Source organism: Hymenobacter sp., from assembly GCF_031398885.1.
In the GTDB taxonomy this organism is placed as follows: domain Bacteria; phylum Bacteroidota; class Bacteroidia; order Cytophagales; family Hymenobacteraceae; genus Hymenobacter.
Genome location: NZ_JANNOD010000091.1, coordinates 40,773 through 64,982, shown reverse-complemented (window position 1 = coordinate 64,982; position 24,210 = coordinate 40,773). Strand labels below are relative to the sequence as shown.

The 24,210-nt window shown below is 65.6% G+C and carries 13 protein-coding genes and 1 tRNA gene; 4 read left to right on the top strand and 10 right to left on the bottom strand.

Annotated features, from left to right (window positions below):
• Positions 1–24: 24 nt before the first annotated feature.
• On the top strand, positions 25–2,091 hold the full coding sequence (locus RMO51_RS17320) for a glycoside hydrolase family 65 protein (RefSeq protein WP_310396729.1): 2,067 nt from the start codon (positions 25–27) through the stop codon (positions 2,089–2,091).
• A gap of 161 nt (positions 2,092–2,252) precedes the next feature.
• On the opposite strand, the gene treF is transcribed toward RMO51_RS17320, so the two are convergent.
• The 10 genes from treF to RMO51_RS17270 form a co-directional block, all read right to left on the bottom strand.
• Entirely contained in the window at positions 2,253–3,827 is a 1,575-nt protein-coding gene (gene treF / locus RMO51_RS17315; protein ID WP_310396727.1) for an alpha,alpha-trehalase TreF, read from the bottom strand.
• Between the two features lie 436 nt (positions 3,828–4,263).
• Positions 4,264–5,619, bottom strand: coding sequence for an alpha-amylase family glycosyl hydrolase (locus tag RMO51_RS17310; RefSeq protein ID WP_310396726.1), 1,356 nt, complete (start codon positions 5,617–5,619; stop codon positions 4,264–4,266).
• Positions 5,620–5,719: 100 nt separating this feature from the next.
• A complete protein-coding gene (locus RMO51_RS17305) occupies positions 5,720–6,874 on the bottom strand; it encodes a T9SS type A sorting domain-containing protein (RefSeq protein ID WP_310396724.1) in 1,155 nt (384 codons plus the stop codon).
• A 101-nt stretch (positions 6,875–6,975) separates the two neighbouring features.
• Positions 6,976–11,508 (bottom strand): alpha-amylase family glycosyl hydrolase, encoded by a 4,533-nt coding sequence (locus RMO51_RS17300; RefSeq protein ID WP_310396723.1) that lies wholly within the window; start codon positions 11,506–11,508, stop codon positions 6,976–6,978.
• Positions 11,509–11,734: 226 nt separating this feature from the next.
• A complete protein-coding gene (locus tag RMO51_RS17295; RefSeq protein WP_310396787.1) occupies positions 11,735–13,138 on the bottom strand; it encodes an alpha-amylase family glycosyl hydrolase in 1,404 nt (467 codons plus the stop codon).
• Between the two features lie 169 nt (positions 13,139–13,307).
• A complete protein-coding gene (locus RMO51_RS17290; protein WP_310396721.1) occupies positions 13,308–14,939 on the bottom strand; it encodes a RagB/SusD family nutrient uptake outer membrane protein in 1,632 nt (543 codons plus the stop codon).
• A gap of 196 nt (positions 14,940–15,135) precedes the next feature.
• Entirely contained in the window at positions 15,136–18,444 is a 3,309-nt protein-coding gene (locus RMO51_RS17285) for a SusC/RagA family TonB-linked outer membrane protein (protein WP_310396719.1), read from the bottom strand.
• Between the two features lie 193 nt (positions 18,445–18,637).
• Complete coding sequence (locus tag RMO51_RS17280) at positions 18,638–19,759, bottom strand: FecR domain-containing protein (protein WP_310396718.1); 1,122 nt, start codon at positions 19,757–19,759, stop codon at positions 18,638–18,640.
• A 198-nt stretch (positions 19,760–19,957) separates the two neighbouring features.
• Positions 19,958–20,554 carry a sigma-70 family RNA polymerase sigma factor gene (locus tag RMO51_RS17275; protein ID WP_310396716.1) on the bottom strand — a complete coding sequence of 199 codons (597 nt, stop codon included), beginning with the start codon at positions 20,552–20,554 and terminating at the stop codon, positions 19,958–19,960.
• A 182-nt stretch (positions 20,555–20,736) separates the two neighbouring features.
• Positions 20,737–20,809: transfer RNA gene (locus RMO51_RS17270), tRNA-Phe, on the bottom strand.
• 172 nt (positions 20,810–20,981) lie between these two features.
• Here RMO51_RS17270 and RMO51_RS17265 point away from each other — a divergent pair.
• The 3 genes from RMO51_RS17265 to RMO51_RS17255 all read left to right on the top strand — a co-directional run bounded on the left by RMO51_RS17265 (position 20,982) and on the right by RMO51_RS17255 (position 24,159).
• Entirely contained in the window at positions 20,982–22,373 is a 1,392-nt protein-coding gene (locus RMO51_RS17265) for a 4Fe-4S dicluster domain-containing protein (protein WP_310396715.1), read from the top strand.
• A gap of 200 nt (positions 22,374–22,573) precedes the next feature.
• The gene (locus RMO51_RS17260) at positions 22,574–23,425 is read left to right on the top strand and encodes a (Fe-S)-binding protein (RefSeq protein ID WP_310396785.1); all 852 of its coding nucleotides are present in this window, start codon (positions 22,574–22,576) and stop codon (positions 23,423–23,425) included.
• Between the two features lie 221 nt (positions 23,426–23,646).
• Entirely contained in the window at positions 23,647–24,159 is a 513-nt protein-coding gene (locus tag RMO51_RS17255) for a hypothetical protein (protein ID WP_310396713.1), read from the top strand.
• Positions 24,160–24,210: the final 51 nt, after the last annotated feature.

The following is a 24,210-nucleotide window of genomic DNA, read 5'->3' as shown; positions in this document are numbered from 1 at the left end:
CGAACGACCTATTCCCTTCCCACAATGCCTTCCTTGAAATCCTCGCTTCTTCCCTTCCTTGGCGCCTTATTCCTCTTGGCCTCCTCATGCCCCGCCGCCGCCCAGGCGCCCGACCCCTGGCGCATCAGCGCCGACCGGATTGACCCCAACAACTACTACGGCGTGACGGTGGCCAACGGGATGCTGGGCATTGTGTCGTCGCCCGAGCCGTTCAAGGTGAAGAGCGTGGTGCTGGCCGGGGCCTACGACCAGTACGGCCGGGGCCGGGTGAGCAATTTCTTGAACAGCTTCAACCTGCTGAATATGTACCTGGAAGTGGACGGCCGCCGCCTCTCGGCCCGGGACGCCACCAACTTCCGCCAGGAGCTAGACATGCAGCGGGCCGCCCTCACCACCACGTTTGACTACGCCGACAAGGCCACCATTAGCTACACGTACTACGCCCTGCGCCACCTGCCCTTCACGGTGCTGCTCGACGTGGCCATCACCGCCAAGAAGGACGTGGCCCTGGGCGCCGCCAGCGTGATGGAAGCCCCCGATGCGCTGCGCGACGCGCAGAACTACTACAACGAAATCGACCGGCCGCACGTCACGCTGAGTCTGCTCACGTCGTCGGCCCGGAGCCCCACAGGCAAGATGCAGCTGTGCGCGTCCACTACGTTTTTGTTTGGCGAAGGGCACGGGCAGGAGCCCAAGGTCATCCACGAGATGTGGGACAACAACATGCACCTGATGAAATTCAGCAAGGCCCTCAAGGCCGGGCAGACCTACAGCTACGCGGTGGCGGGCTCGTCCATCACCTCGGCCCACCACGCCGACCCGCTGAACGAAGCCGAGCGCATGACCATCTTCGCCCGGCTCGAAGGCAAGGAGCGGCTGCTGGCGTTTCACCACAAGGCCTGGGCTGATTTGTGGAAAAGCGACATCCAGATTGCGGGCGACGCCTCGGCTCAGCAGGCCCAGCAGGACGTGCACAGCATGTTGTACCACCTCTACAGCTTCTCGCGGGCGGGCACCGACTTCTCGCCTTCGCCCATGGGCTTGTCGGGCCTGGGCTACAACGGCCACGTGTTCTGGGACACCGACGTGTGGATGTTCCCGGCCCTGCTGGTGCTGCACCCGGACATTGCCAAGTCGCTGGTGGAGTACCGCTATCAGCGCCTGGAGCCGGCCCGGCGCAACGCCTTCGCCCACGGCTACCAGGGCGCCATGTACCCCTGGGAAAGCGCCGACACCGGCGTGGAGGAAACCCCCGTCTGGGCGCTGAGCGGCCCGTTTGAGCATCACATTTCGGCCTGCGTGGCGCTGGCCGCCTGGCAGTACTACTGCGTGAGCCAGGACCGGACCTGGCTGCGCGAGAAAGGCTACCCCATGCTGGCCGCCACCGCCGACTTCTGGGCCAGCCGGGTGGAGCGCAACGGCCCCGGCCGCTACGACATCAGGAACGTGGTGGCCGCCGACGAGTGGGCCGAGAACATCGACAACGACGCCTTCACCAACGCCGCCGCCCAGGTGAACCTGCAGAACGCCACGGCCGCCGCCAAGCTCCTCGGCCTGCGCGCCAACCCCGACTGGCTGCACGTGGCCCAGAACATTCCCATCCTGAAAATGGCCGACGGCGTGACCCGGGAGCACGCCACCTACAAGGGCGAGGGCATCAAGCAGGGCGACGTGAACCTGCTGGCCTACCCACTGAACGTCATCACGGCGCCCGCCCAAATCAAGAAGGACCTGGCCTACTACGAAACCCGGGTGCCCACCGAAGGCACGCCGGCCATGACCCAGGCCATTTTCGCGCTGCTCTACGCCCGCCTCGGCGACGCCGACAAGGCCAAGCTCTGGTTCAAGGATGCCTACGAGCCCAACCTGCTCCCGCCCTTCCGCGTCATCGCCGAAACCAAGGGCGGCACCAACCCCTACTTCGCCACCGGCGCGGGCGGCGTGCTGCAAGCCGTGCTCATGGGCTTCGGCGGGCTCAACATCACGCCCACCGGCATCACGCAAACCAAAAGCACCCTGCCCACCGGCTGGAAGTCGGTGAAAATTACCGGCGTGGGCACCCAGCAGAAAACGTATTCCACGGCGCGGTGAAACCGTGGGAGGGCGGGGTAGAGACGCATATTTGCGTCTCGTCGTTGAACAACTCGCGCTTGCACAATTCACTGGTGACGTTCAACGACTAGACGAAAATATGCTTCTCTACGACGGGTGCACGGACTCGGCAACCGCTTCAACCAATTGACCGGCCGGAGCTACTGCTTCGCTTCCGGGTAGCGGTTCAGCAGCCAGAGCAGCACGCCGTTGGTCCAGCCGAAGCCGTCCTGCAGCGGGTACTCGCCGCCGCCGGCCGCAGCGTTGGGGTTCACCACGTCGTATTTCTCCAGCAGCTTGCCGGTTTGGGTGAACACGCGGCCGTTCAGCGCCGTCCAGCGCCGGGCCACGGTGTCGGCCAGGGTAAGCTGGTTGTAGCGCGTAAGGCCCGCGATGGCCATCCACTGCAGCGGGGCCCAGGCGTTGGGGGCGTCCCACTGCTGGCCGCTGCGGGGCAGGGCGGTGACCAGCCCGCCGGGGCGCAGGAAGTCGCGCCGCAGGCCGGCGGCCACCTGCCGGGCCTGGGCGGCCGTGGCCACGCCCGTGGTCAGCGGGTACACCGCCGCCAGGGTGCGCTGTGCGGAGCGGCGCTGCTGCCGCCAGTTATAGTCCGCGAACCAGCCGGTGGGGGCGTCCCAGCAGTAGCGCAGGATGGCCTGGCGGCGGCTGGCCGCTTTTTGCCAAAACGCCTTGGCCAGTTCGGCTTTGCCCTGGCGCTCGTAGCCGCGGGCCAGGGTTTGCTCCAGACCGTAGAGCAAACAATTGAGGTCCACGGCCACGAGGTCGGTGGTGTGGATGGTGCCCAGCGTGCCGGCCGGCCCAAACCAGCGGCTGCTGAAGTCCCAGCCCGAGGCGGCGGCGGCACGCACGTGGCGGTAGAATTGCGCGGGTGGCTGCTTGCTGAGCTTGGCGGCGGCCACGTCTTCGGCGTAGGATTCTTCGCGGGGCTGGTCGCTGGCGTCCCAGTAGCGGTTCAGGACCTCGCCGGCGGGCAGGCGCACCACCGGGCCGGCGGCCGTGCCGGGCTTTAGGGCGTCGGCGCCGGCCATCCAGTAGCGGTATTCGCGCAGTAGCGGGGCCTGGTAGCGGGCGCGCACGCTGTCGCCTTGGGCCTTGGCCAGCAGCTCCACCATGCGGGCGAAGAAGGGCGGCTGCGAGCGGGTGAGGTAGTAGGTGCGGTTGCCGTTCGGGATGAAGCCGTAGCGGTTGACGAGGTAGGCGAAGTTGTCGACCATGTCGCGCACCAGGCCCACGCGGCGCGCTTCCACCAGGCCCAGCATGGTGAAGTACGAGTCCCAGTAGTACACCTCGCGGAAGCGACCGCCCGGCACCAGGTACGGGCGGGGCAGCGGCAGCAGCGAGGTTTCGGGCGCGGCCTCGGCGTCGGGCCGGCGCTGCAGCACCGTCCACAGCGTGTCGAGGTGGGCGCGCAGGCCGGCGGCCACGTTGCTGCGGTAGGTGTCGGTGCCCGCCACGGGCGCGTCGAAGTAAGTGCGCGCAAACGTCTGCAGGTCGAAATCAGCCTGGGTGTGCTGCGCCTGATAGGCCGCCCGGATGGTGCCCGCCGGGGCCTTGGGCAAGGCGTCCACGAAGGTCTTGCCGTCGGGGTACACCCGGCCCAGCTGCACGGCTTCGAACAGGCCGGGGTACAGTTGCCGGGGCGAGGGCGGCAGCGCCTGCCCGGTAGCGCTCTTGGCCAACAAGGCCAGTAGCGCCGTGAAAAGAAGTTTCCGCATGAGTGGGAAGGTGAGAAGAGTACTACCGCGCAAGTACGTACCATTGGGCGGTATTGGCGCCGGTGGCTGCTAATCCCACAAAGGCGCCAGGCAGCGCCGGTGCTTCCTGAAGCGCTGAGCTTTGCAGCGCAGCTGCAAGCCGCAATCTATCCACAAACAGCGCAAAAAGCTTAGTGGGAGACTATGGCACCCCGCGCCCCCGGCGGGCCTGCCGTTACGCACGTCCTTCCGGCGCAGTGGGGCGGATAGCCGCCCCTCGCCCACCTACGTCTCTGCCCAAACCACCCGTGCCCGCCGCTTTCAGCGCCGCTGATACTGATACGGCCGCGCTGGGCGGCGCGCTGGGCGCACTTACTGAATAGCTGGTGAATAGCCGGATGGCCAGGGTCGGCGGCCCGGCAGGCCTATTTAAAACAAGGCGCGAGGGTGTCACGCGCTACTTGGCGTACTCGTACACCGCGTAGGCCCAGGGCGCCAGCAGCCGGGGCTGGCTCGTTATTTTTTCGGCCTGGCCGGTGAATACGTTGCGCGGGCTACCCAGCAGCGTTTTGTCCGGCACGGCCACCGTTTGCGCCTGGGCCGACAAGTTCAATAATACCAGCACTTTGTGGCCGGCTTTCTCGCGCACGTAGGCGTACACGGCGCGCTCGTCGCCCACGCGCACTTTGCGAAAGCCGGCGTCGGCCGCCAGGGCCGGGCTGCGCTGGCGCAAGTCCAGCAGGGTTTGGTAAAAGGCTGCCCGCTGGTACTGGCCGAAGCCGATGGGGTCCTTGTCGAAAAACTGCAGCGCCCGCAGCGTCGGCTCCTCTTGCCCGCTGTAGATGAGGGGCAAGCTGCCGGCCATGGTCTGGCTGAACACGGCGAACGGGGCGTGCACCGCGCCCGGAAAGGTGCCAAAGTCGGCTTTGTTCCAGCTGTTTTCGTCGTGGTTGCTGGTGAAATAAAGTTGCAGCGTGGCGGGCAGGTAGCGGCGGCGCTGCTCCTGGTAAATGCTGTCGAGCACCGTGGCCGGGCGCTGGCCGCGGGCCACTTTCTCCATTTCATGAAACATGTGCCAAGGGTACACCGCGTCGAAGCCGCTGCGGGGCAGGTAGGCGCTGTCGCCCTCGGCCAGCATAAATAGGTCTTTGCCCTGCCTGAGCTGCGGAATGCACTTGCGCCAGAACGTCTCGGGCACGTTCCAGGCCACGTCGACACGGAAGCCGTCGATGTTCGTTTGCGTCACCCAGTAGCGCATGGCGGCAATCATGCTGTCCTGCATCACCGGGTTGCGGTAGTCGAGCTGGCGCACGTCGGCCCAGTCGAAAGCCACGGCGGGTTGGCCGGCCGGGTCCTTGACGAAAAAGTCGGGGTGCCGGGCCAGCCAGGGGTGGTCGGCCCCGGTGTGGTTGGGCACCCAGTCGATGAGCACGCGCATGCCGCGGGCGTGAATGGCCGCTACCAGCCGGTTCCAATCGGCCAGGGTGCCAAATTCCGGGTTGATTTTCGCGTAGTCCGCCACGGCGTAGTAGCTGCCCAGGCTGCCCTTGCGCCCCACCTGGCTGATGGGGCTCAGGGGCATGAACCACAGCGTTTCAACGCCCATGGCCTTGAGCCGGTCGAGGTGCCGGGCGAAGGCGTTGAGCGTGCCCTCGGGCGTGTACTGGCGCACGTTCACCTCGTACACGTTGCCGCGCAGCACCCAGGCCGGGTGGGTTACTTTCACCGGGGCCAGCGCCGGACGGGCCGCCTGCCCGCGGGCCGGGCCGGCGAAGAGCGCCGCCAGCAGCAGCGCAACTACCAATTTATTCATAGCAGCAAGGGGGGATAAATTCTGGCCCGGGGGCCGAAAAAGAATGGCCCCCGGGCCGTCTCCGCGAGGAGCACCCAGGGGCCGTTCGATGCAAAAAAGATTAGTTGAGTACCAGCTTGCGGATGGCAACCCGGTCGCCCACCCGCACCTTCACCAGATACGTGCCAGCGGCCAGGTCGCCGGTGTTCACGGTCAGCTCGTGAATGCCCGCGGCCTGGGGCTGGTTGAGCAGCGTGCGCGCGTTGCGGCCCACCAAATCCGTCACCGTCACGGCCACGGGCTGATTGGGGCCGAGCACGCGGTAGGAAACGGTGGATTGTCCCTGCGTTGGGTTCGGAAACACGCTCATGGCCACCACGGCCTCGTCGGCCGCCCGGGTAGCCAGCACCACGCTGAAGGAAGCCGCCTGCGTGCCAGCCAGGGCCGTGAAGTCGGGCTTAAAACCCAGGTTGGTGTTGCCGTTGCCGGGCACCTCGGGAATCACGTCCGACGACCAGAAGTAGTCGCCGCTGACGTAAGCCGCCAGCAGGCGCACGATGGACGCGCCCGTGGGCAGGCCCAGCGCCGCCCGGTCAAATTCGAATTCCACGGCCAGTGAGCCGGCTCCGCCGGCATTGGCGTTGCCCGGGTTGGTGGTGATGTTGCCGGTCGGCCCGAGGTAGGCCACCCGGGTGCCCGCAAACGGGGCGTAGGCGCCGGTGGTTTCGGTGGCCGGAATGGGGTTGGCGCTGCCGTCGGCCGGCACGGCGGCCCCGCCCCCGACGGATTTGGCCACGCCGGCCGTGGCCGAGGTGTACACCGCCGCTTGCACGTCGCCGCTGCCCGTGAGGGCAATGGCGGCGTCCACTTCCATTTCCATCTTGGTGCCGCCAATGCGCTTGTTGGGGTCGACCGGGTCAGTGCCGAACACGGTGGCGGTGGTCGGAATGGCGGGCAGCTCAGTGCCGACGGGCACGCCGGTGCGGCCGGGCAGGTCCAGGTAGAGCTGGAAATTGTTGCCGCCGGGCTCGATGGAGCCCGCCAGGCCCACGTACAGCTTCGTGCCCGTGTTGGCCCCGTACATCCGCAGTAGGCCGAAGAAGCCGAATCCCGCGTTGCCGACGTGCGGCGTGGTGAACGCGCCCAGCGACACGTACTTGCCGGCGCCGGTGCCGATTTCGTTGGCGTTGATGGTCCCGTCCAGGGTGATTTGCGCCTGGGCGCTCAGGCCGGTGACTAGCGTGGTAGCCACGGCCAGGGTAAGAATTTTTTTCATAAAAAAGGGAGGAATGGGTGAGTGAAAAAATGCCCGTGCGGGCGGTGAAAAAATACTAGCAAAGCGGGCCGGGCGACCACCAGGCCGCCCGGCCCGCGGGCTTACTCAATGGCTACTTTGGCGGTGTGGGTGGTGCCGCCGGCCGTGGCTTGCAGCAGGTAGAGGCCCGTGGCCAGGCCGGTCACGTCGAGGCGGGCCTGGCCGCCAGCCACGGGGGCGGCGCGGTCGAGCACCAGGCGGCCCTGCCCATCCAGCAGCCGCAGCCGAGCGGTGGGCGCCCCGGTGGGCAGCAGCAGCGTGAGCTCGCCCCGGCTGATGGGGTTGGGGTACACCACGAGCGGAGCTTTCGTGGCCGCGCCGTTGGTGGCCAGCGTGCTGCGGCCCCCGGGCACGGCCTGGAAGGTCCAGTGCCCGCTGTAGAACGAGGCGTCCACGGCGTAGCACTGGGCGAAGCCGGTCTGGTTTTCGACGTTCACGTAGGTGCCCTTCCACACGTTGCGGATGCGGGTGAAGCCGTCGTAGGGCTCCAGCACCCACTGGCCGCTGGTGAAATAATCGGGCAGGGTGGTGCTTTCGACAAAGGCCAATTGGCCCTCTACGTTCAGGTAGCGCCCGGTGCCCAGGTTGCGGATGCGCTGGTTGCCGTTGAAGCTCTCCAGTGTCCAGCGGTAGGCGGTGCCGGTGTTAGCGGCGGCGTATTTCACCTGCTGATTGTCGTCGTAGAGGTAGGTGCCCTTCCAGCGGTTGACGATGTAGTAGGACGTGACGCCCGTGGCCGTGGCCACGCTCACCTGCACCTGGTCGGTGGCTGATAAGGAGCCGTCGCTCACCGCTACCTGGAACACGTAAGTGCTGCCGTTGGTCAGCCCGCTCACCGTGGGCGTGGCGGTGGTGGCGTTGGCGATGGTGGCGGCCGGGCCGCTGAGCTTGGTCCAGGCGTAGGTTAGTGGGCTGCCCTCGGGGTCGGAGCTGGCAGCGGCCGTGAGCGTGGCCGAGGTGGTGCCGGCAGCTAGGCTTTGGTCGGGGCCGGCATTGGCCACGGGGGCTTGGTTGACCGGCGGCGCGGCCACCGTCACCTGCACTTGGTCGGTGGCCGAGAGCGAGCCGTCGCTCACGGATAGTTGGAACACGTAGGTGCTGCCGTTGGTCAGCCCGCTCACGGTGGGCGTGGCGGTGGTGGCGTTGGCGATGGTGGCGGCCGGACCGCTGAGCTTGGTCCAACTGTAGGTTAGCGGGCTGCCCTCGGGGTCGGCGGAGCCGGCGGCGGTGAGGGTGCTGCTGGTGGTACCGGCGGCCAGGCTCTGGTCCGGCCCGGCATTGGCGCTGGGGGCCTGGTTGCCGCTGGCCGGCGTGCCGAACGCCTGCAATTCATAAATGCTATAGCCGTAGGGCTGCGCCTTGCGGTAGCAGTAGATGGCCAGGTAGCGCCCAGTGAGGGCCACGGCTTGGTCGTCGACGCGGGCCTGGTTGGGCTTGCCAGTGAGGTTGAGCTTGGCCCAGGCGGCGTTGTTGGGGTCGGGCGCAATGTTGCTGTTCGACGCCATGATGTAGTAGGAGTCGGCGTTGGCATTCTCCCACGACACGCGCACCCGGCTCAGCGCGTAGCTGGCGCCCAGGTCCACCTTCAGCCACTCCACCTGGTCGGCATTGGCCGAGGGCGCGGTGGACCAGCGGCTGCTAAAGGAATTGTCGATGCCATCGACGGCCAAGCTGGGCGTGTAGGGCGTGCCGTTAAAGGTCTCGAAGCTGGAAGCCGAGGCGGCCTTGTTCAGCGCCAGGTTGGGCAGCGTCAGGGCCAGGGTGCCGGTGAGGGCCGGGCTGGTGCCGTTGGCACCGGCGGCTTCCACCCAGAAGTTGTAGGTGGTTTGGGTGCTCAGGCCGGTGGCGAGGTAGCTCGTGGCGTTGGCCGCGGTGGTGAAGTTGGGCGTGGCCGGCTTGGCGCCGCCCGTGGACCAGTAGATGCGGTAGCCGCTCTCGCGGCCCGAGTTGTCGGTCCAGCTCACGGCCGCCGAAGTCGGGCTGGCCTGGCTCAGATTCAAGCCGGTAGGCGCTTTCGGAATATCCGTCACTGTGGCCGTGAAGCTGCGGCTGAACGTGTTGACGCCCCCGTTGGCGGTGCCGCCGTTGTCGGTCACGGTCACCGTCACGGCCGAGGTGCCCACGGCCAGCGGCGCGAGGGTGAGCGTACCGGTGGCGTTGCACGAGGCGTAGGCCACGCTCGGTGCGCCCAGCACCGTGGCCGTGGCGCGGGTGGCAGCCACGGCCACCGTCTGCGAACAGAAGTTGCCGTCCGAGATGCCCGTCAGGCCCACGGCCCGGCTGCCGTCCTCGATGTTGAGGGTCTGGTTGGCCACGGCGTCGAGGGTGGGGGCGGCGTTGGGGCCGGCCGGGCCGTTGTTCAGCTTCAGCACGTAGAAGCCGTTGGCCGGAATGCTGGCGAAGGGCACCCAGCCGGAGATATTGCCGCCGCTCACCGTGACGGCGCCGGCCGTCTGGGCGGCGTTCAGCAAGTTGTTCAGCCCGTAGCTGCCGCCCGGAATGGCTGTGCCGCTCACCGACAGCGCCACGTTGTTCTGGGCCGCCGCGGCCAGGTTCAGCACCACGAACGTCACCTCCGAGCCGTAGGTCCGCATGTAGGCGTACACGCCGTTCGAGGTGGTGCTCACCGATTTGTAGCCGCCGCGCCGCAGCGAGGCCTCGGCCTTGCGGATGCGAATCAGGTCCTTGTACAAGGTCAGGAACGAGCCGGCCACGCCCTGCTGGCTCTGCACGTTGTAGGCGGCGAAGTCGCCGGCCGGCTCCCAGGGGTTGCCGGTGGTAAAGCCGCCGTTGGCGCCGTTGGTCCAGCGCATGGGGTCGCGGGCGTAGGCGTTGTTGCCGCCGCCGCCCACCTCGTCGCCGTAGTACACGAAGGGCACGCCGGGCGCCGTCAGCAGCCAGGCCGCGGCCACTTTAAGCTTAGCATCCTGATTGTTGGTGAGCCGGGCCTTGAGGCGCAGGGCCTTGTAGTTGCCGCCGGCCAGGTACAGGTCGTGGTTCGAGACGAACGTGCCGAACTGCAGGAAGGGATAGAAGGCCATCGACTCCTCCACCGGAGTTTGCAGCGCGGCCTTGCTCTCGCTGTTCAGCGCGTACTGCATCCCGTAGGCGATGTCGAACTGAAAGCCGATATCGAAGCCCTGATAAACGTACTTGGACGCCTCCGCCGCCGTCGACACCACGGGCGAGTTGGGGTCAAAAAGCCAGGTTTCGCCCACCGAAAAGGCGTCGGGGTTGGCGGCCTTGATGTGGTTGCGCCACTCGCGCCAGTAGGCGTAGGTGGCGGGCAGGCTGCGCTGGTCGCTCAGGCTCACGGCGTCGCCCCGCTCGTAGAGGAACATGGGCGCGTCGAGCCGGAAGCCGTCCACGCCGCGGCCCAGCCAGTAGCTGCTCACGTCCTTGATGGTGTTGCGCACCGAGCGGCTGTTGAAGTTCAGGTCGGGGGTTTTGGTGCCGTACTTGCCCCAGTAGTTGTTGAAGTTCGCATCGCTGTGGCCGACGGCATTCGTGCGCCAGGCCGAGCCGGGGTTGGTGGCCCGGAACACGTAGTAGTCATCGTACTTGCCCCCCGCGCCCTGCCGCGAACTCTGAAACCAGGGATGCTCGTCGGACGAGTGGTTGAACACCATGTCCAGAATCACCTTCATGCCGCGGGCGTGGGCGGCGGCCACGAACTGGTCAAAATCGGCCTGGGTCCCGATTTCGCCGATGATGCTCTTGTAGTCCTTCACCTGGTAGCCGCCGAAGAAGGGCTCCGAGGCGTCGTGCACCGGCATCACGTACAAGGCCGTCACGCCCAGGTCGGTGGTCGTGGCCGCGTTGCCGTCGTTTAGGTAGTCGAGCTTCTGGGTCATGCCCGGCAGGTCGCCGATGCCGTTGCCGTTGGTGTCGAAGTAGCTGCGCGGGTAAATCTGGTAGAACACCGCGTCGTTCCACCAGCCCAGGGCCGCGTCCACGGTCGTCACGGTCACGGTCAGGGTTTTGGCCACGGTGCTGCCGCTGGCGTTGGTGGCCGTCAGGTTCACGGTGTAAGTGCCGGGCGCGCCCCAGGTGCTGGTCGGGTTCTGGGCCGAGGAAGTAGCCGGGTTGCCGCCCTGAAACGTCCAGCTCCAGCCGGTGGCCGCGCCGCCCTCCGAGCTGTCATTAAAGCGCACCACTTCCCCCGGAATGGCTTTCGTGGTCGAGGCGAAGAACCGGGCGTAGGGATACGGCGGCAACTGGTCATTGAACCAGTCGGTGAGCACGTTGGCGGCGTTGGTCGGCTGCACCACGTACTTGCGGGCGGCCACCGTTTCGTTGGTCGGCGTGCCGCCCTGCGTGATGCGGTAGTTGTAGGTAAGCTGGGCATCGGCCGCGCCCGCGTTGGGCACGGTGGCGGAGTAGGTGCGGTCCCCGTCGGGGTCCGTCAGCACAATGCCGGTGCCCGAGAAGCTACCCAGCACGCGCACCTCGTCGGTGCCGGCCGTGAACTGCCCCTGCTGAATCCGGTACTGCAAATTCACGTTGAATACAACGTCCGCGGCGTGCGCGGCGCCCGCGCCCGTGCTCAGCAGCACGCACACGGCCCCCAGTACTTTGGCAACTGATTTTTTCATAGCGGTGGGATTTTGGTGAAAAATGAAGGCGGGCAAGGGCGCTGAAGCGCGGGCAAAGGCGTGGCTGCCAGGCTTCAAAATGAAGCTGCGAAAGCACTGTTTCAGCAAAAATTGCCATCGGCGAACCTCACCCCCGGCCCATCTCCCGTGGAGAGGGGAGCCTGACGATTTCGGTACTGTTCGTCAGGCTCCCCCTCTTTTTTGGAGAGGGGGCCGGGGGGTGAGGTCACTGCGAACGCCAGATGGCGTAGCCGTGGGCCGGCAGCGTGAGCGTGGGAGAGTTGGCGACGGGCTGCCCGGTGAGGGCGTTGGTCCAGGAAGTGGCCGGCCAGGCGGCGGGCACGGCGAGGGTGACGGGCTGGGCGCGCACGTTCACCAGCACGGCCACCCGCTGCGGGCCCGTGGCCCGGAGCACGGTCACCACATCGGGCGAGGTGCCGGCGGTGATGGTGCCGGTGCGCAGGGCGGGCAGCTCGTGGTAGAGCCGGAGCACGCGGCGGTAGAACGCGGTGGTGGCTGGCCGGGCGGTCCAGCTGATGGTCTGCTTCTCGAACAGGCTCAGCCGGGCCGGGTCGCCGGCCTCCTGCCCGTTGTAGATGAGCGGCGTGGCGCCGTAGGCCAGCGTGGCCACGTAGGCCGCCTCGGCCGCCGCGGGGCTGCCGAATATTTCCGGCGCCGGGCCCTCGGTGAAGCTGAAGTCGTGGTTGGTGGTGAAGCGCAGGCGGTAGCGGCCGGCCGGCGCGCCCTGCTGCTCGCGGGTGTGGGAGGCCGTCAGGGTCGGCACGCCGGCCCGCTGGTTGAAGACTTGCTTGAGCGCGTCGTAAAAATCCCAGCCGAAGTTCAACTTGAAGCCCGAGGCCAGGTGGCTGGCCTTGCCGCCCTCGGCCAGCAGAAACAGGTTGGGCCGCACCCGCTGCAGCGAGTCGATAGCTTCTTTCCAGAACGAATCGGGCACCATGTCCGCCGCGTCGCAGCGGAAGCCGTCCACGCCGTGGCGCTGCACCCAGAAGCGCATGGCCCGAATCATCTCGCGGCGCAGCTCGGGCCGGTCGTAGTTGAGGTCGGCCACGTCCTGCCACTCGGGCACAGGCGTTTGAATGACGCCCGCCGCGTTCTGCGTGTACCAGTCCTTGTGCTGCTGAATCCAGGCGTGGTCCCAGGCAGTGTGGTTGGCCACCCAGTCCAGAATCACGGTCAGGTTGCGCTGGTGGGCGGCGACCACCAGCCGGTCGAACGCGGCCAGGTCACCCAGGTCGGGGTTCGCGGCCAGGTAGTCGCGCACGGCGTAGGGCGAGCCCACCGAGCCCACCCGCTTCACCTGCCCGATGGGGTGAATGGGCATCAGCCAGAGCACGTTGGCGCCCAGGCTTTTTATCGAGTCCAGCCGCGGCAGCATCCCGTCGAACGTGCCGGCCGCGCTGAAGTCGCGCACGAAAGCTTCGTACACCACCGCGTCGGCCGGGGCCACCACGGGCCCCGCCGCGGGCGTGACCGGGGGCACCACCGGGGGCGTATCGGGCGGCCCGGGCACGTCCTCTTTGCAGGAGTGGCCCGCCATTGCCAGCGCCAGCAGCCCCAGCAGCAGCACGCGGCGCCCGAATACTTCAAATAACTTGTGCAATAAGTACATCAATGGAATGGATTTAACGGGTCAGATTTGATGGGTTGCGGGACGTGCCCCGCCTCGCGTTGCGTGGGGTTCTGAGGGCGGCGTCCACAGCGGGCTAGCCCCGCGTTTCGGCCTTAGAACCTATCCGAATAAGCTGTCATGCAGCTTATGCAGCTTATTTGGATAGGTTTTAGTAGCCCGGGTTCTGTACCAGCGTGGGGTTGGCCACAATGTCGGCGGAAGGAATTGGGTAGAGGTTGAAGGTGGCGGCGACGCCCTGCCCCGCCGGCGCCCCGCCTTTGTAGGGCCACAGGTAGCTGCCCGCCGTGAACTTGCCGAAGCGGATGAGGTCGGTGCGGCGGTGGCCTTCCCAGTACAGCTCCCGGGCGCGCTCGTCGAGGATGAAATCGGGCGCGGCCAGGTCGGCGGCCACGACGTGGCCCGCCGTGCCGCCGGCGGGGTTGCCGTAGGCGCGGTCGCGCAGGGCGTTCACGTAGGTCAGGGCCTGGCCGGGCGTGCCGCCGGTGCCGCCGCGCAGCACGGCCTCGGCGTACATCAGGTACACATCGGCGAGGCGGAACATCGGGAAGTCGGTGTCCACGAAGACGGCGTCGGAGCCGTTGGCCCCGGCGGCGGTCTTGTTCTTGTACTTCGTCACGGCGTAGCCGCTGGTGAAGGCGATGAGGGGCGCGGGGTTGTTGGCGCTAGGGGCCGGGATGTCCAGCGTCTGGCCCACGGTGAAAAACATGGCCCGCCGGTCAACGCTGCCGTTCACGGCCGGGAATAGCTGGGGCAGGTTTCGGCGGCTGCGGTTGCCGGCCCAGCCGCTGTTCACGCCAAAGCCGGTGCTCAGCATCCGGCCGCCCACGGCGGCGTGCACGAGGTAAGTGGTGCCGCCGTAGCTCTGCTGGGCCAGCCCGTCGCTGGTGATGGGGAAGATGATTTCGGTGGCCGCCACCCGGTCGTTGTCGGCCAGAAACAGGAGGCGGTACTCCGGGGCGAGGGTGTAGCCGGCGGCCAGCACCTTGTTGCAGTACGTGAGACAGTCGGTGTAGCGGGGCGTGCCCGTGTACACCTCCGCGTTGAGGTAGAGGGTGGCCAGCAGGGTCCAGGCGGCGCCCTGGTCGGCGTGGCCGTAGCCGGGCTGGCGCGGGGCCCCCAGGTCGGCCTCCAGGGCCGTCAGCTCGGTTTCGAGGTAGGCGAACAAATCGGCCCGCGCAATCTGCCGGGGCAGAAACTTGCCCGGCGCGTCGGCCTCCGTCACGAAGGGTACCGTGCCGAACAGGTCGAGGGCGTGGAAGTAAGCCAGCGCCCGCAGAAACCGCGCTTCGGCCCGGTACCGGCGGGCGTTGGCGGCGGCCGGCCCGGTAATGCCGCGGCGGCTGAGCTTGTCGTCGGTGGTTTCGCGGATGAACTCGTTGCAGAGGCTGACCTCGTAAAAAATGCGGTTGTAGGCGAACAGCACGTAGTTGTTGCCGGCGTTCCAGCTTATCTTGTTCAGGTCCTGGATGGGCACGTTGTTCCAGGCCACCACGGTTTCGTCGGTGGGCAGCTGCTGGAGCTTCCAGTAGGCGCGCAAGTAAGAGGCCTCGCCCTCGTCGCCGAAGTCCGACACGTCGGCCGAGCCCGTGCTGGTCTGGCCGGCCAGGTTGAAGCCCGCGTAGAGCTTGGCCAGCACCCGCAGGTAGTTGGCCGGGTCGCGGTACACGGTGTCGGTGTTCACTTCGTAGAAGGGTTCCCGGTCCAGGTCTTTCACGCAGGCCGTGGGGCCCAGCAGCAGCGCGGCCAGGGTACCAATGCGGAGGAAGGAAGGCGTTTGCATGGCAAGTAGGAAGGGTGGGTTAGTGAAATAGGGCGGGAATCGGGAGAAAACCAGAACGTCATGCGGAACGCAGCGCAGCGGAGAGAAGCATCTCGCGTGCGGTAGTAATTCTGCTGTTTGACGATTGAATTAGTGACTGCAAGCGAGATGCTTCTCTCCGCTGCGCTGCGTTCCGCATGACGTTCTGCATTATTAATCAAAAGCCCAGGTTGAGGCCCAGCGTGACGGTGCGGGGCAGGGGGTAAAAGTTGTTGTCGATGCCGTTGACCACTTCCGGGTTCAGGCCGGTGTAGCGGGTGAGCAGCAGCACGTTCTGGGCGGCCAGCGTGAGGCGCAGCGTGGAGCCTTCGCGCACCAGGGGCCCGAAATCGTAGCCCAGCGTCACGTTCTCGAAGCGCACGAAGCTCGCGTCCTGCACGTAGTAGTCGGACTTGTACTGCGGGTCCTTGAAGCCGGTGGCGTAGATGCTCGCCACGGTGCCCTGCACGTAGGGCAGGGCCGGGTAAATGGCGTTATAGGCCCCGCGGTCCGAATCAACGTTATTATACACGTAGTTGCCCACGTTGGAGCGCACCGTGAAGGCCAGGCTGGCCTTGGCGTAGCTCAGGTTGGAGCTGAAGCCCAGGATGGCCTTCGGCGCCGGCGACTGGTAGCGGTAGCGGTCCAGGTCATCGTTGTCGGATTGGCCGTTGCCGTTCAGGTCCTCGTACTGGCCTTCCGTCGGCTGCCCGTTTTCGTAGCGCTGCTTCTTCACGTAGAAGGAATTGGCCGCGTAGCCCACCGAGTTAATCTGAATCCGGCCGTTGGAGATGTCCCCCACCTCGGCCCCCAAGTACCCGGGGTCCTCCACCTGCAGCAGCTTGGTGATTTTGTTGCGGTTCAGGGTGGCGTTGAAGTTGACGCTCCAGTTCAGGCGCTCGCCGCGAACGGCGTTGTAATTAATGGCGAACTCCACGCCGCGGTTCTCCAAAGTGCCGATGTTGGTGAGCACCCGGTCGGACAGGTTGGTGCCGGCCGGCAGCGGAATCACGGCCAGCAAGTCCTTGGTCCGGCGCAGGTACACGTCGACGGAGCCGGTGAGGCGGTTGTCGAAGAAGCCGTAGTCCAGGCCGACGTTGTAGGTGGTGGTTTCCTCCCACTTCAGGTTGGCGTCGTAGGCGGCCGGGCGCAGGGTGAGGACGGTGTCCTGGCCGAGTATCTGCCGCACCGCGCCGTCGCCGGCGGCATACCGGGCCAGGTAGGGGTAGTCGGTGTCCGCCGCGCTGAAGATGTCCTGCTGCCCCGTGACGCCGTAGCCCAGCCGCAGCTTCAGGTCCGACACCGTCGGGGAGCCCTTCAGAAAGTTCTCCTGCCCCACCCGCCAGGCCACCGAGGCGGCCGGAAACAGCCCCCACTTGTTGCCCTCGGAAAAGTGCGACGAGCCGTCGTTGCGCAGCGTGGCCGTGAGCAGGTACCGGTCGTTGAAGGCGTAGTTCACGCGGCTATAAAAAGAAAGCAGCGTGTTCTGGGTTTTGAACGGGTTGCCCGCCAGCGCCCGGGGGTTGAACTTGGTGCCGTCGGCCGCCAGGCTGAAATAGAACGGGCGGTAGCGCAGAAAGTCCTGGTACGAGTAGCCGCCCAGCACCTCCAGCCGGTGGCGCTCGCTGAGCTGCCTGGTGTAGTTGAAGTAAAACTCCAGCAGCTTGTTGTCCTTTTCCTGCCGGTACTGGTTGTTGAGGCCCCGCACCGGGTAGGCCACGGCCGCCGCCGCGGGCACAAACACGGTCCCGTTGCTGCGCGAAATGTCGTAGCCCAGGTTCAGGTTGGCGTGCAGGTCGGGTAGGAAAGGCAGCCGGTAGTCGAACTGCACGTTGCCGATGCCGCGCAGCACCGTGCTCCGGTCGCGCTTGTCGTTGAGCAGGGCCACCGGGTTGCGGGGCGCCAGGTCGTAGGGCAGCGGCGCGGCAGTGCTGGGTGCCAGCCACTCAAAGTAGCCGTTGAATAAGTCGTTGCCGCTGTACACGGGTTGGCTGGGGGCAAACCGCGCGGCCCCGCCAATAGCGTCCTGGTCGGCAAAGCGGTAGTCGGCCCAGGCGCCCTTGGCGTTGAGGTCGATGCGCAGGTTGTCGTTCAGCAGGCGCGGGGTGAGGCTCAGCGCGGCCGTGTTGCGCTTGAGGTTGCCGGTGCGCAGGGTGCCGTCCTGGTCGAGGTAGCCCAGTGAGACGCGGAAAGGCACTTTTTTGACGCTGCCGGTCAGGCTCACGCTGTTGTCGGTGGTCCAGGCGGTTTGGTAGATTTCCTTTTGCCAGTCGGTGTTGGCGGTGCCCACGTAGTCGCGGGCGATGGCATCCAGCTTGTTCTCGGCAATGCCCCGGTCGATGAGCGTGCGGTAGGCGTCGCCGGTCAGCACGTCAATCCGGCCGTAGTTCTGCGAGCGCGCCACCTGCGTGTTAAAGTTCACCCGCAATTGGTCGCCGACCACCCCTTTCTTGGTGGTGATGAGGATAACCCCGTTCGAGGCCCGCGAGCCGTAGATGGCCGTGGCCGAGGCGTCTTTGAGAATGGTAAAGGTCTCGATGTCGTTCGGGTTGACCAGCGCCAGCGGGCTGCCGGCCCCGTCAATGCCCTGGTTGTCCACCGGCACCCCGTCGATGACGATGAGCGGGTCGTTGCTGGCGTTCAGCGACGAGCCCCCGCGGATGCGAATCACGCCCACCTCGCCGGGCGCGCCGCCCCCGGCCGTCACCTGCACCCCGGCCACCTTGCCCTGAATGAGCCGCTCGGGCGAAGTCACCTGGCCCTGCACGAAGTCGCGGGCGCTCACCGTGGCCACGGCGCCGGTCACGTCCTGGCGGCGCGCCGTGCCGTAGCCCACCACCACGGCTTCGCTCAACTCGGTGGCGCTGACCATCAGCGTGGCGTCGACGACGCTGTTCTGACCCGGCGTGCTGGTGAAGGGCCGGCGCAGCGTACTGTAGCCCACGAAGGAAATAACGAGCGTGCGCGGACCCTCGGGCACGTTGGCAATGACGAAAGTGCCGTCGGCGTTGGTGGCGCTGCCGAGCGTGGTGCCCTCCACCAGCACGGTCACGCCGGGCAGGCCGGCGCCTTTTTCGTCCAGCACCCGGCCGCTCACGGTGCCGTCGGCGGGCGGGACGGGACGGCCCGGGGCTTCGGGCGGCGCGGGCGCGGCCAGCCCCGTGGCCGGCCCCCGGCTGATGACCACCTGCCCTTGCAGCACCTCGAAGGCCAGGCCCAGCGGGGTGAGCAGTTGGGTGAGCACGGCGTCGAGCCGCTGCTTCTGCACCTGTAAGGTCACCCGCTGCCTGGTGTCGATGACCTTGGAGCTGTACACGAACTTGACGTCGGCCTGCTGGCCAATGCGTTGCAGCGCCGTTTTCAGTTCCTCGTTAGTGAGGTTGAGGCTAATGGACCGGTTCAGGATTGCCTGGGGCTGCCCGTGGCCCGCCTGGGCCCCGGGCACGACCAGCAGCAGCGCCCAGACCAGGCTTACGCAACGGACCAACCTGCCCAGCTTAACCCAATGGGGTAAGTTTTTAGCCATGTTTTCGTGGGAATTTTGTTGAGAAGAAACCGACACCGCCATCCGTCAGGGTAATTCGGTGGGCAAGAGGCCGGTGGAGGTGCGAACTCCGCCGGCTTTTTTTAAGCGTCGTAAGCAGCAGCAAATCAGGCCATGGGCAAGGAGAAAGGAATGGCTATTGGCAGCCCTGGCCGGTCACCACGACTTGCGCATCCAGCACTTCGTAGTTGGCCCGCACGGCTTTGCAAATCAGGTTCAGTTTTTCAAACAGGGGCTCGTCGCTGAGCGAGGCCGTGATGGGGCAGCTGCCCAGCGTGGCCTCGTCGTACACGATGTGGACGCCGTAGGCCCGCTCCAGCTGAGCAAACACCTGGCGAATGGGCGTTTCGGCGTATTCGAAGGAGGCCGCCCGGGGCGCGTGGGGCTGCAGCGCCGGCTGCGGCACCAGGGCCCGCAGCAGCTTGCGGTCGGCGACGCGGTAGGTGGCCTGCTGATTGGGCACGAGCACGAAGCCTTCCAGCTTGCGGGTCCGCGCCTGGGCGCGGGCCTCGGGGCCCACCCGCGGGTACACCGACACCCGGCCGGTTTTCACCTGCACCACCACCCCGGCCGCTTCGGGCCGGGCCCGCACCTCGAAGCTGGTGCCCAGCACCTTGGTCACGAGGTGCGCCGTGTTCACGAAAAAGGGCTGCTGCGCATTCTTCGCCACTTCAAAGAAGGCGTCCCCCCGCAGGTACACGGTGCGGGTGGCCCCCGCAAAGCGGGCCGGAAACGCCAGTCGGCTGTGCGGCCGCAGCAGCACGGAGCTGCCGTCGGGCAGGTTCACCAGGCGCGTGGTGGCACCGGCGTTCTGCTCCTCCCGCAGCGCACCCGCCCGCCGGGCCTGCTGCACCATGGCCGCGTAGGCATCGGTCGGCGCGGCGGCGCGGCGCCCCGACCACAGCTGCCAGCCGCCCAGCAAGGAAATCAGCAACACGGCCGCGGCGGCCCAGTACCAGGCCGTCCGCCGGGGCGGAATCAGGGTGGGCAGTGGGCGTTCCCGGGCCGCTATTTCCGCGAAAATGCGCTGCTTCAGGTCTATCTTTTCCCCCGTTGCCAGCCGCACCTGGGGCCACTGGGGCAGCGCGAGCAGGATGTGGCGGGCCAGCTCCACTTCGTCGCGCCGGAACGGGTACGTCGTCAGCCAGTTCTGCCAAAAGGCTTCGGCTTCCGCGTCGGGCCGAAGCACCCAGCGAACGAACAGCTCGTCCTGGGCCAGCTCTTCGGCGGAATATTGTAGGTAGTCGTAGCCGGACATCTGAGCGGCAGCCACCGCGCCGGGCCAAAATGCCGCGGCGGGGGCTGGTTACTACTCAAGAGCAAGCGGCCCGTTTTTTCTACCACGCCCGCCCCAAATTTTTTTTATTCCTCGGGTCCGACGCCGCATCCTGCGCGTATTTAAGCAGCCACCCAAAGCTGTAAAGACGCGCCCGCAACCACCCTCGCGTCGCAAGCCTTACGGCAGCAACAGCCACAACATCACCCCCAGCGTGAACGAGTTGCGCAGCTTCTGCAGGGCCCGGTACAGCAGGTTGGACACCGTTTGCTCGCTCACCTGGAGCAGGTCGGCAATTTCCCGGATTTTGAAGTTGTTGAAATACTTCAAATTGACAATTTCCTTTTCGCGGCCCGACAGGGTACCGAGCGAGGCCGTCAGCTTCAGGGTGCGGCGCTGCTCATCTTCGGTGGCCATCAGCTGCTGCTCAATGGACGGCTCGTGCTCAGCGGGGCGGGGCGGCCACTCCGGTCGCAGCCGGTGAACCGTGCTGGCTTTGAGCAGCTCCCGGCGCAGGCTGCGGTAGAGGTAAAACTTGACCGCCACTTCCGCAGCCAGGTTTTCCCGCCAGGCCCACAGTTGCACAAACACCGTTTGAATGGCGTCTTTCACCGCTTCGTCGTCGCCCGCAAGGTGGTGGCCGTAAGCGAACAGCTGCTGGGCATACCGGTCGAACAACGTGCCCAGCGCCTCCTGCTGCCCGGCTCTAAAAGCTTGCCACAGCGAGAGGTCCTCGCTGTATCGTTGCTCCTCATAAGATGCGGCGGGAGTGCTCACGCGCTGAAGAATGATTGTCAGGCCAAAACTGTGCGTAAGATAGTTGTTAAAGTTATGTAATCGTTACTCATCCCGCGTTGTTATTCAAGAGCAATACATCCCTGGCGGCCCGGTGATAACTCAATATACTTTGTGCTCGTAAACGAAAAAAGCCCCTAGCAGTGCGCTAAAGGCTTTTTTCGTGGCAACAGTTGGAATCGAACCAACGACACCAGCATTTTCAGTGCTGTGCTCTACCAACTGAGCTATGTTGCCGTTTACCCAAGGCAACTGGCGGCTTAGGGGACCGCAAAGGTACGAAACCAAAACAACGCCGCAAGATGTAGTGTAAAAAAAGCATCCCCGGTTCGCAAAGGCCCGGTAAAGTATTCGGCATGCCGAGTATATTAGCCTCCGCAAATCTTTTCGCTTCCTTACCTTTACCCGCATGTTGCAACCCCTCCTTTTCGCGCTGCTGCTCGTGGCGGCCTTTGGCTTTTTCGCGTGGCAAGTCCGGAAAATCCGCGCCAACATTCTCGTCGGGCGCGACCGGGACATGAGCGGCCACGCCGCCGAACGGTTCCGCAAAACCCTGCTCGTGGCCTTCGGGCAGCAGAAGATGTTCAAGCGCCTCACCCCGGCCCTGCTGCACCTCATCGTGTACGTGGGCTTTCTGGTGATTAACGTCGAGGTGCTGGAAATCGTGGTGGACGGCCTGTTTGGCACGCACCGCTTCCTCCAGTTTCTCGGGCCGGTGTACGACGTGCTGATGGCTACCAACGAAATCCTGGCCGCGCTGGTCATCGTGGCCGTGGCCGCGTTCTGGTGGCGCCGCAACCGCAACCCGCCGCTTAATCGCTTCAGCGGCCCCGAGTTGCGCCTGTGGCCCCGGCTCGACGCCAACATCATCCTTTACGTCGAGGTGGTGCTGATGGTGGCCCTGTTTTTCATGAACACCGCCGACCTCAAGCTGCACCAGATGGAGAGCCTGGACCTGCCCGGCGCTTTCCCCATCAGCAACCTGCTCACGGGCCTGCTGCCCACCGACGTGGGCACCCTAGAAGTGCTGGAGCGCATCGGCTGGTGGGCCCACATCACGGGCATCTTTCTGTTCCTGAATTACCTGCCCAGCTCGAAGCACTTCCACATCATCATGGCGTTTCCGGGGGTGTGGTACTCGCGCCTGGTGCCGCAGGGGCAGTTTTCGAACGTGGAAAGCATCACCCACGAAGTGAAGGCCATGATGGACCCGAGCTACGTGGTGCCCCCCGCCCCCACCGGCCCCGACGGCTCGGCCCTGGCCCCCACCGCTTTTGGCGTGAAGGACGTGGAGGACCTGCCCTGGACCAACCTGCTGGCCGCCTACTCCTGCACCGAGTGCGGCCGCTGCACTTCGGTGTGCCCGGCCAACCTGACGGGCAAGCTGCTCTCGCCGCGCAAAATCATCATGGACACCCGCGACCGGGTGGAGGAGAAGTACTACTCGCCCCTGATTTTCCAGCCCAATGTGTACGGCGCCGAAGCCAAGCACGAGCCCGTCACCGACCTGGCCAATGCCACGCTGCTGCGCGGCAAGGTAACGCCCGAAGAACTCTGGGCCTGCACCACCTGCAACGCCTGCGTGGAGAGCTGCCCGGTAAACATCAACCCGCTGGAAAGCATCATCGAAATGCGCCGCTTCCTGGTGCTGGAAGAGTCGGCGGCACCAAATTCCCTGAACGTCATGTTCTCCAACATCGAGAACAACGGCGCGCCGTGGGCCTTTTCGCCTTCGGACCGGTTTAACTGGGCCGAGGATTTGTATGCCGCCGAGAAGCAGCCGGCCGTAGTGCTGGCATAGCTGCAAACCAACAGACCGTCCAGAACGTCATGCAGAGCGCAGCACAGCATCTCGCGTGCCTTCACTAATCCTAATTTGTTGTTACGTCATTGATTGCTGCTGCGCGCGAGATGCTTCGGCAAGCTCAGCATGACGTTCCTTCTCAAGCATCTTCTGTTATGAATCCTGAAGTGAGCAAGCGCCAAATCAACGTGCCCGTCATGGCCGACCTGGCGGCCCGCAACGAGTCGCCCGAAATCCTGTTCTGGGTGGGCTGCGCCGGGGCGTTCGACGACCGGTACAAGCGCGTGACCCGCGCCTTCGTGCGCATTCTGGAGCACGTGGGCACCAACTACGCCGTGCTGGGCCTGGAAGAAAGCTGCACCGGCGACCCGGCCAAGCGCGCCGGCAACGAGTTCCTGTTTCAGATGCAGGCCATGACCAACATCACGACGCTGAATGGCTACGGCATCAAGAAAATCGTGACCGCCTGCCCGCACTGTTTCAACACCATTAAGAACGAGTACCCGGCGCTGGGCGGCGATTACGAGGTGATTCATCACAGCACGTATTTGCAGCAACTCATCAACGAGGGCAAGGTGGGCGTGAGCGGCGGCGAAAGCTTCAAGGGTCGCCGCATCACCTTCCACGACTCCTGCTACCTGGGCCGCGCCAACAACATCTACGAAGCCCCGCGCGACGTGCTGGCTGCCCTCGACGCCGATCTGGTGGAGATGAAGCGCAGCCGCGCCAACGGCCTGTGCTGCGGCGCCGGCGGCGCCCAGATGTGGAAGGAAGCCGAGCCGGGCAAGAAGGAAATCAACATCGAGCGCGCCGAGGAAGCCCTGGCCACCCTAAGTGGCCAGGCAGCGGCGCTGGCCAACCTGGGCGGCGTGGAAACCGAAACCACTGCCCCCGCCCCGCACGACCTGCAGGGCAGCATCATCGCCGTATCGTGCCCGTTTTGCATGACGATGATGAGCGACGGCGTGAAGAATAAGGAGCAGGAAAGCCGCGTGCAGGTGTTCGACCTGGCCGAGCTGGTGGCCTCGGCCGAGGGCATTAACGCCTAAATCACGGATTTTTCGGATTGTTCGCGGATTTCACGGATTTTGTAGACGTTTTTTTGCCTGAGGCAATTGTTGGGGGAATTTTGAGTTGTTACCAACGATTCACAAAAAGCCTGGCTCACGCCTTTGCCTAGTTCCTTAGAGTCGCTTTGGTCGCCCCTCTTTAGATTGTGCCGTTCACAAAATCCGTGAAATCCGCGAACAATCCGAAAAATCCGTGATTTATGTACGTCGCTTTCGACCAGCTCCCGCCCGAGGCCCGGGTGTGGATATACCAGGCCAGCCGCCCGCTCACCAGCGCCGAAATACTGGCCGCGCTGCCCGGCCTGGCCCGCTTTGCCGAGGAATGGACCAGTCACGGCCGCAGCCTGCGCGCCTCGGCGCAGTTCCTGCACCAGCAGTTTCTGATTATCGGACTCGACGAAGGCATTGCGGGCGCCAGTGGCTGCTCGATTGATGCCTCGGTGCGGTTTATTGGGCAGCTGGAGCAGCAGTTGGGGGCGGAGCTGCTGGAGAAGTCCCGGCTCGCTTTTCTGCGGGGCGGCACGGTCCAACTGCTCCGGCAGAGCGAGTTGAAGGCCGCGGTGGCAGCCGGCACGGTGGGCCCCGACACTTTTTATTTTGACAACACGTTAGCCACCAAGGGCGAGCTGGATACTCAATGGCCCCGGCCGGCGGGCCAAACCTGGCTGGCCCGCTACTTTGGGCAGGGAGCAAAAACCCCGCAGCCCGCGTAAATCCTGCCCGGACGTAGTATTATTGCTAACCAGAAAATGCCCGTTCGGGGA

What these genes read in the sequence shown, in the direction of transcription:
- RMO51_RS17320 (WP_310396729.1), top strand. Translation starts at nt 25, where the DNA reads ATGCCTTCCTTGAAATCCTCGCTTCTTCCCTTCCTTGGCGCCTTATTC.
- treF (WP_310396727.1), bottom strand. Translation starts at nt 3,827, where the DNA reads ATGCGGAAACTTCTTTTCACGGCGCTACTGGCCTTGTTGGCCAAGAGC.
- RMO51_RS17310 (WP_310396726.1), bottom strand. Translation starts at nt 5,619, where the DNA reads ATGAATAAATTGGTAGTTGCGCTGCTGCTGGCGGCGCTCTTCGCCGGC.
- RMO51_RS17305 (WP_310396724.1), bottom strand. Translation starts at nt 6,874, where the DNA reads ATGAAAAAAATTCTTACCCTGGCCGTGGCTACCACGCTAGTCACCGGC.
- RMO51_RS17300 (WP_310396723.1), bottom strand. Translation starts at nt 11,508, where the DNA reads ATGAAAAAATCAGTTGCCAAAGTACTGGGGGCCGTGTGCGTGCTGCTG.
- RMO51_RS17295 (WP_310396787.1), bottom strand. Translation starts at nt 13,138, where the DNA reads ATGTACTTATTGCACAAGTTATTTGAAGTATTCGGGCGCCGCGTGCTG.
- RMO51_RS17290 (WP_310396721.1), bottom strand. Translation starts at nt 14,939, where the DNA reads ATGCAAACGCCTTCCTTCCTCCGCATTGGTACCCTGGCCGCGCTGCTG.
- RMO51_RS17280 (WP_310396718.1), bottom strand. Translation starts at nt 19,759, where the DNA reads ATGTCCGGCTACGACTACCTACAATATTCCGCCGAAGAGCTGGCCCAG.
- RMO51_RS17265 (WP_310396715.1), top strand. Translation starts at nt 20,982, where the DNA reads ATGTTGCAACCCCTCCTTTTCGCGCTGCTGCTCGTGGCGGCCTTTGGC.
- RMO51_RS17260 (WP_310396785.1), top strand. Translation starts at nt 22,574, where the DNA reads ATGGCCGACCTGGCGGCCCGCAACGAGTCGCCCGAAATCCTGTTCTGG.
- RMO51_RS17255 (WP_310396713.1), top strand. Translation starts at nt 23,647, where the DNA reads ATGTACGTCGCTTTCGACCAGCTCCCGCCCGAGGCCCGGGTGTGGATA.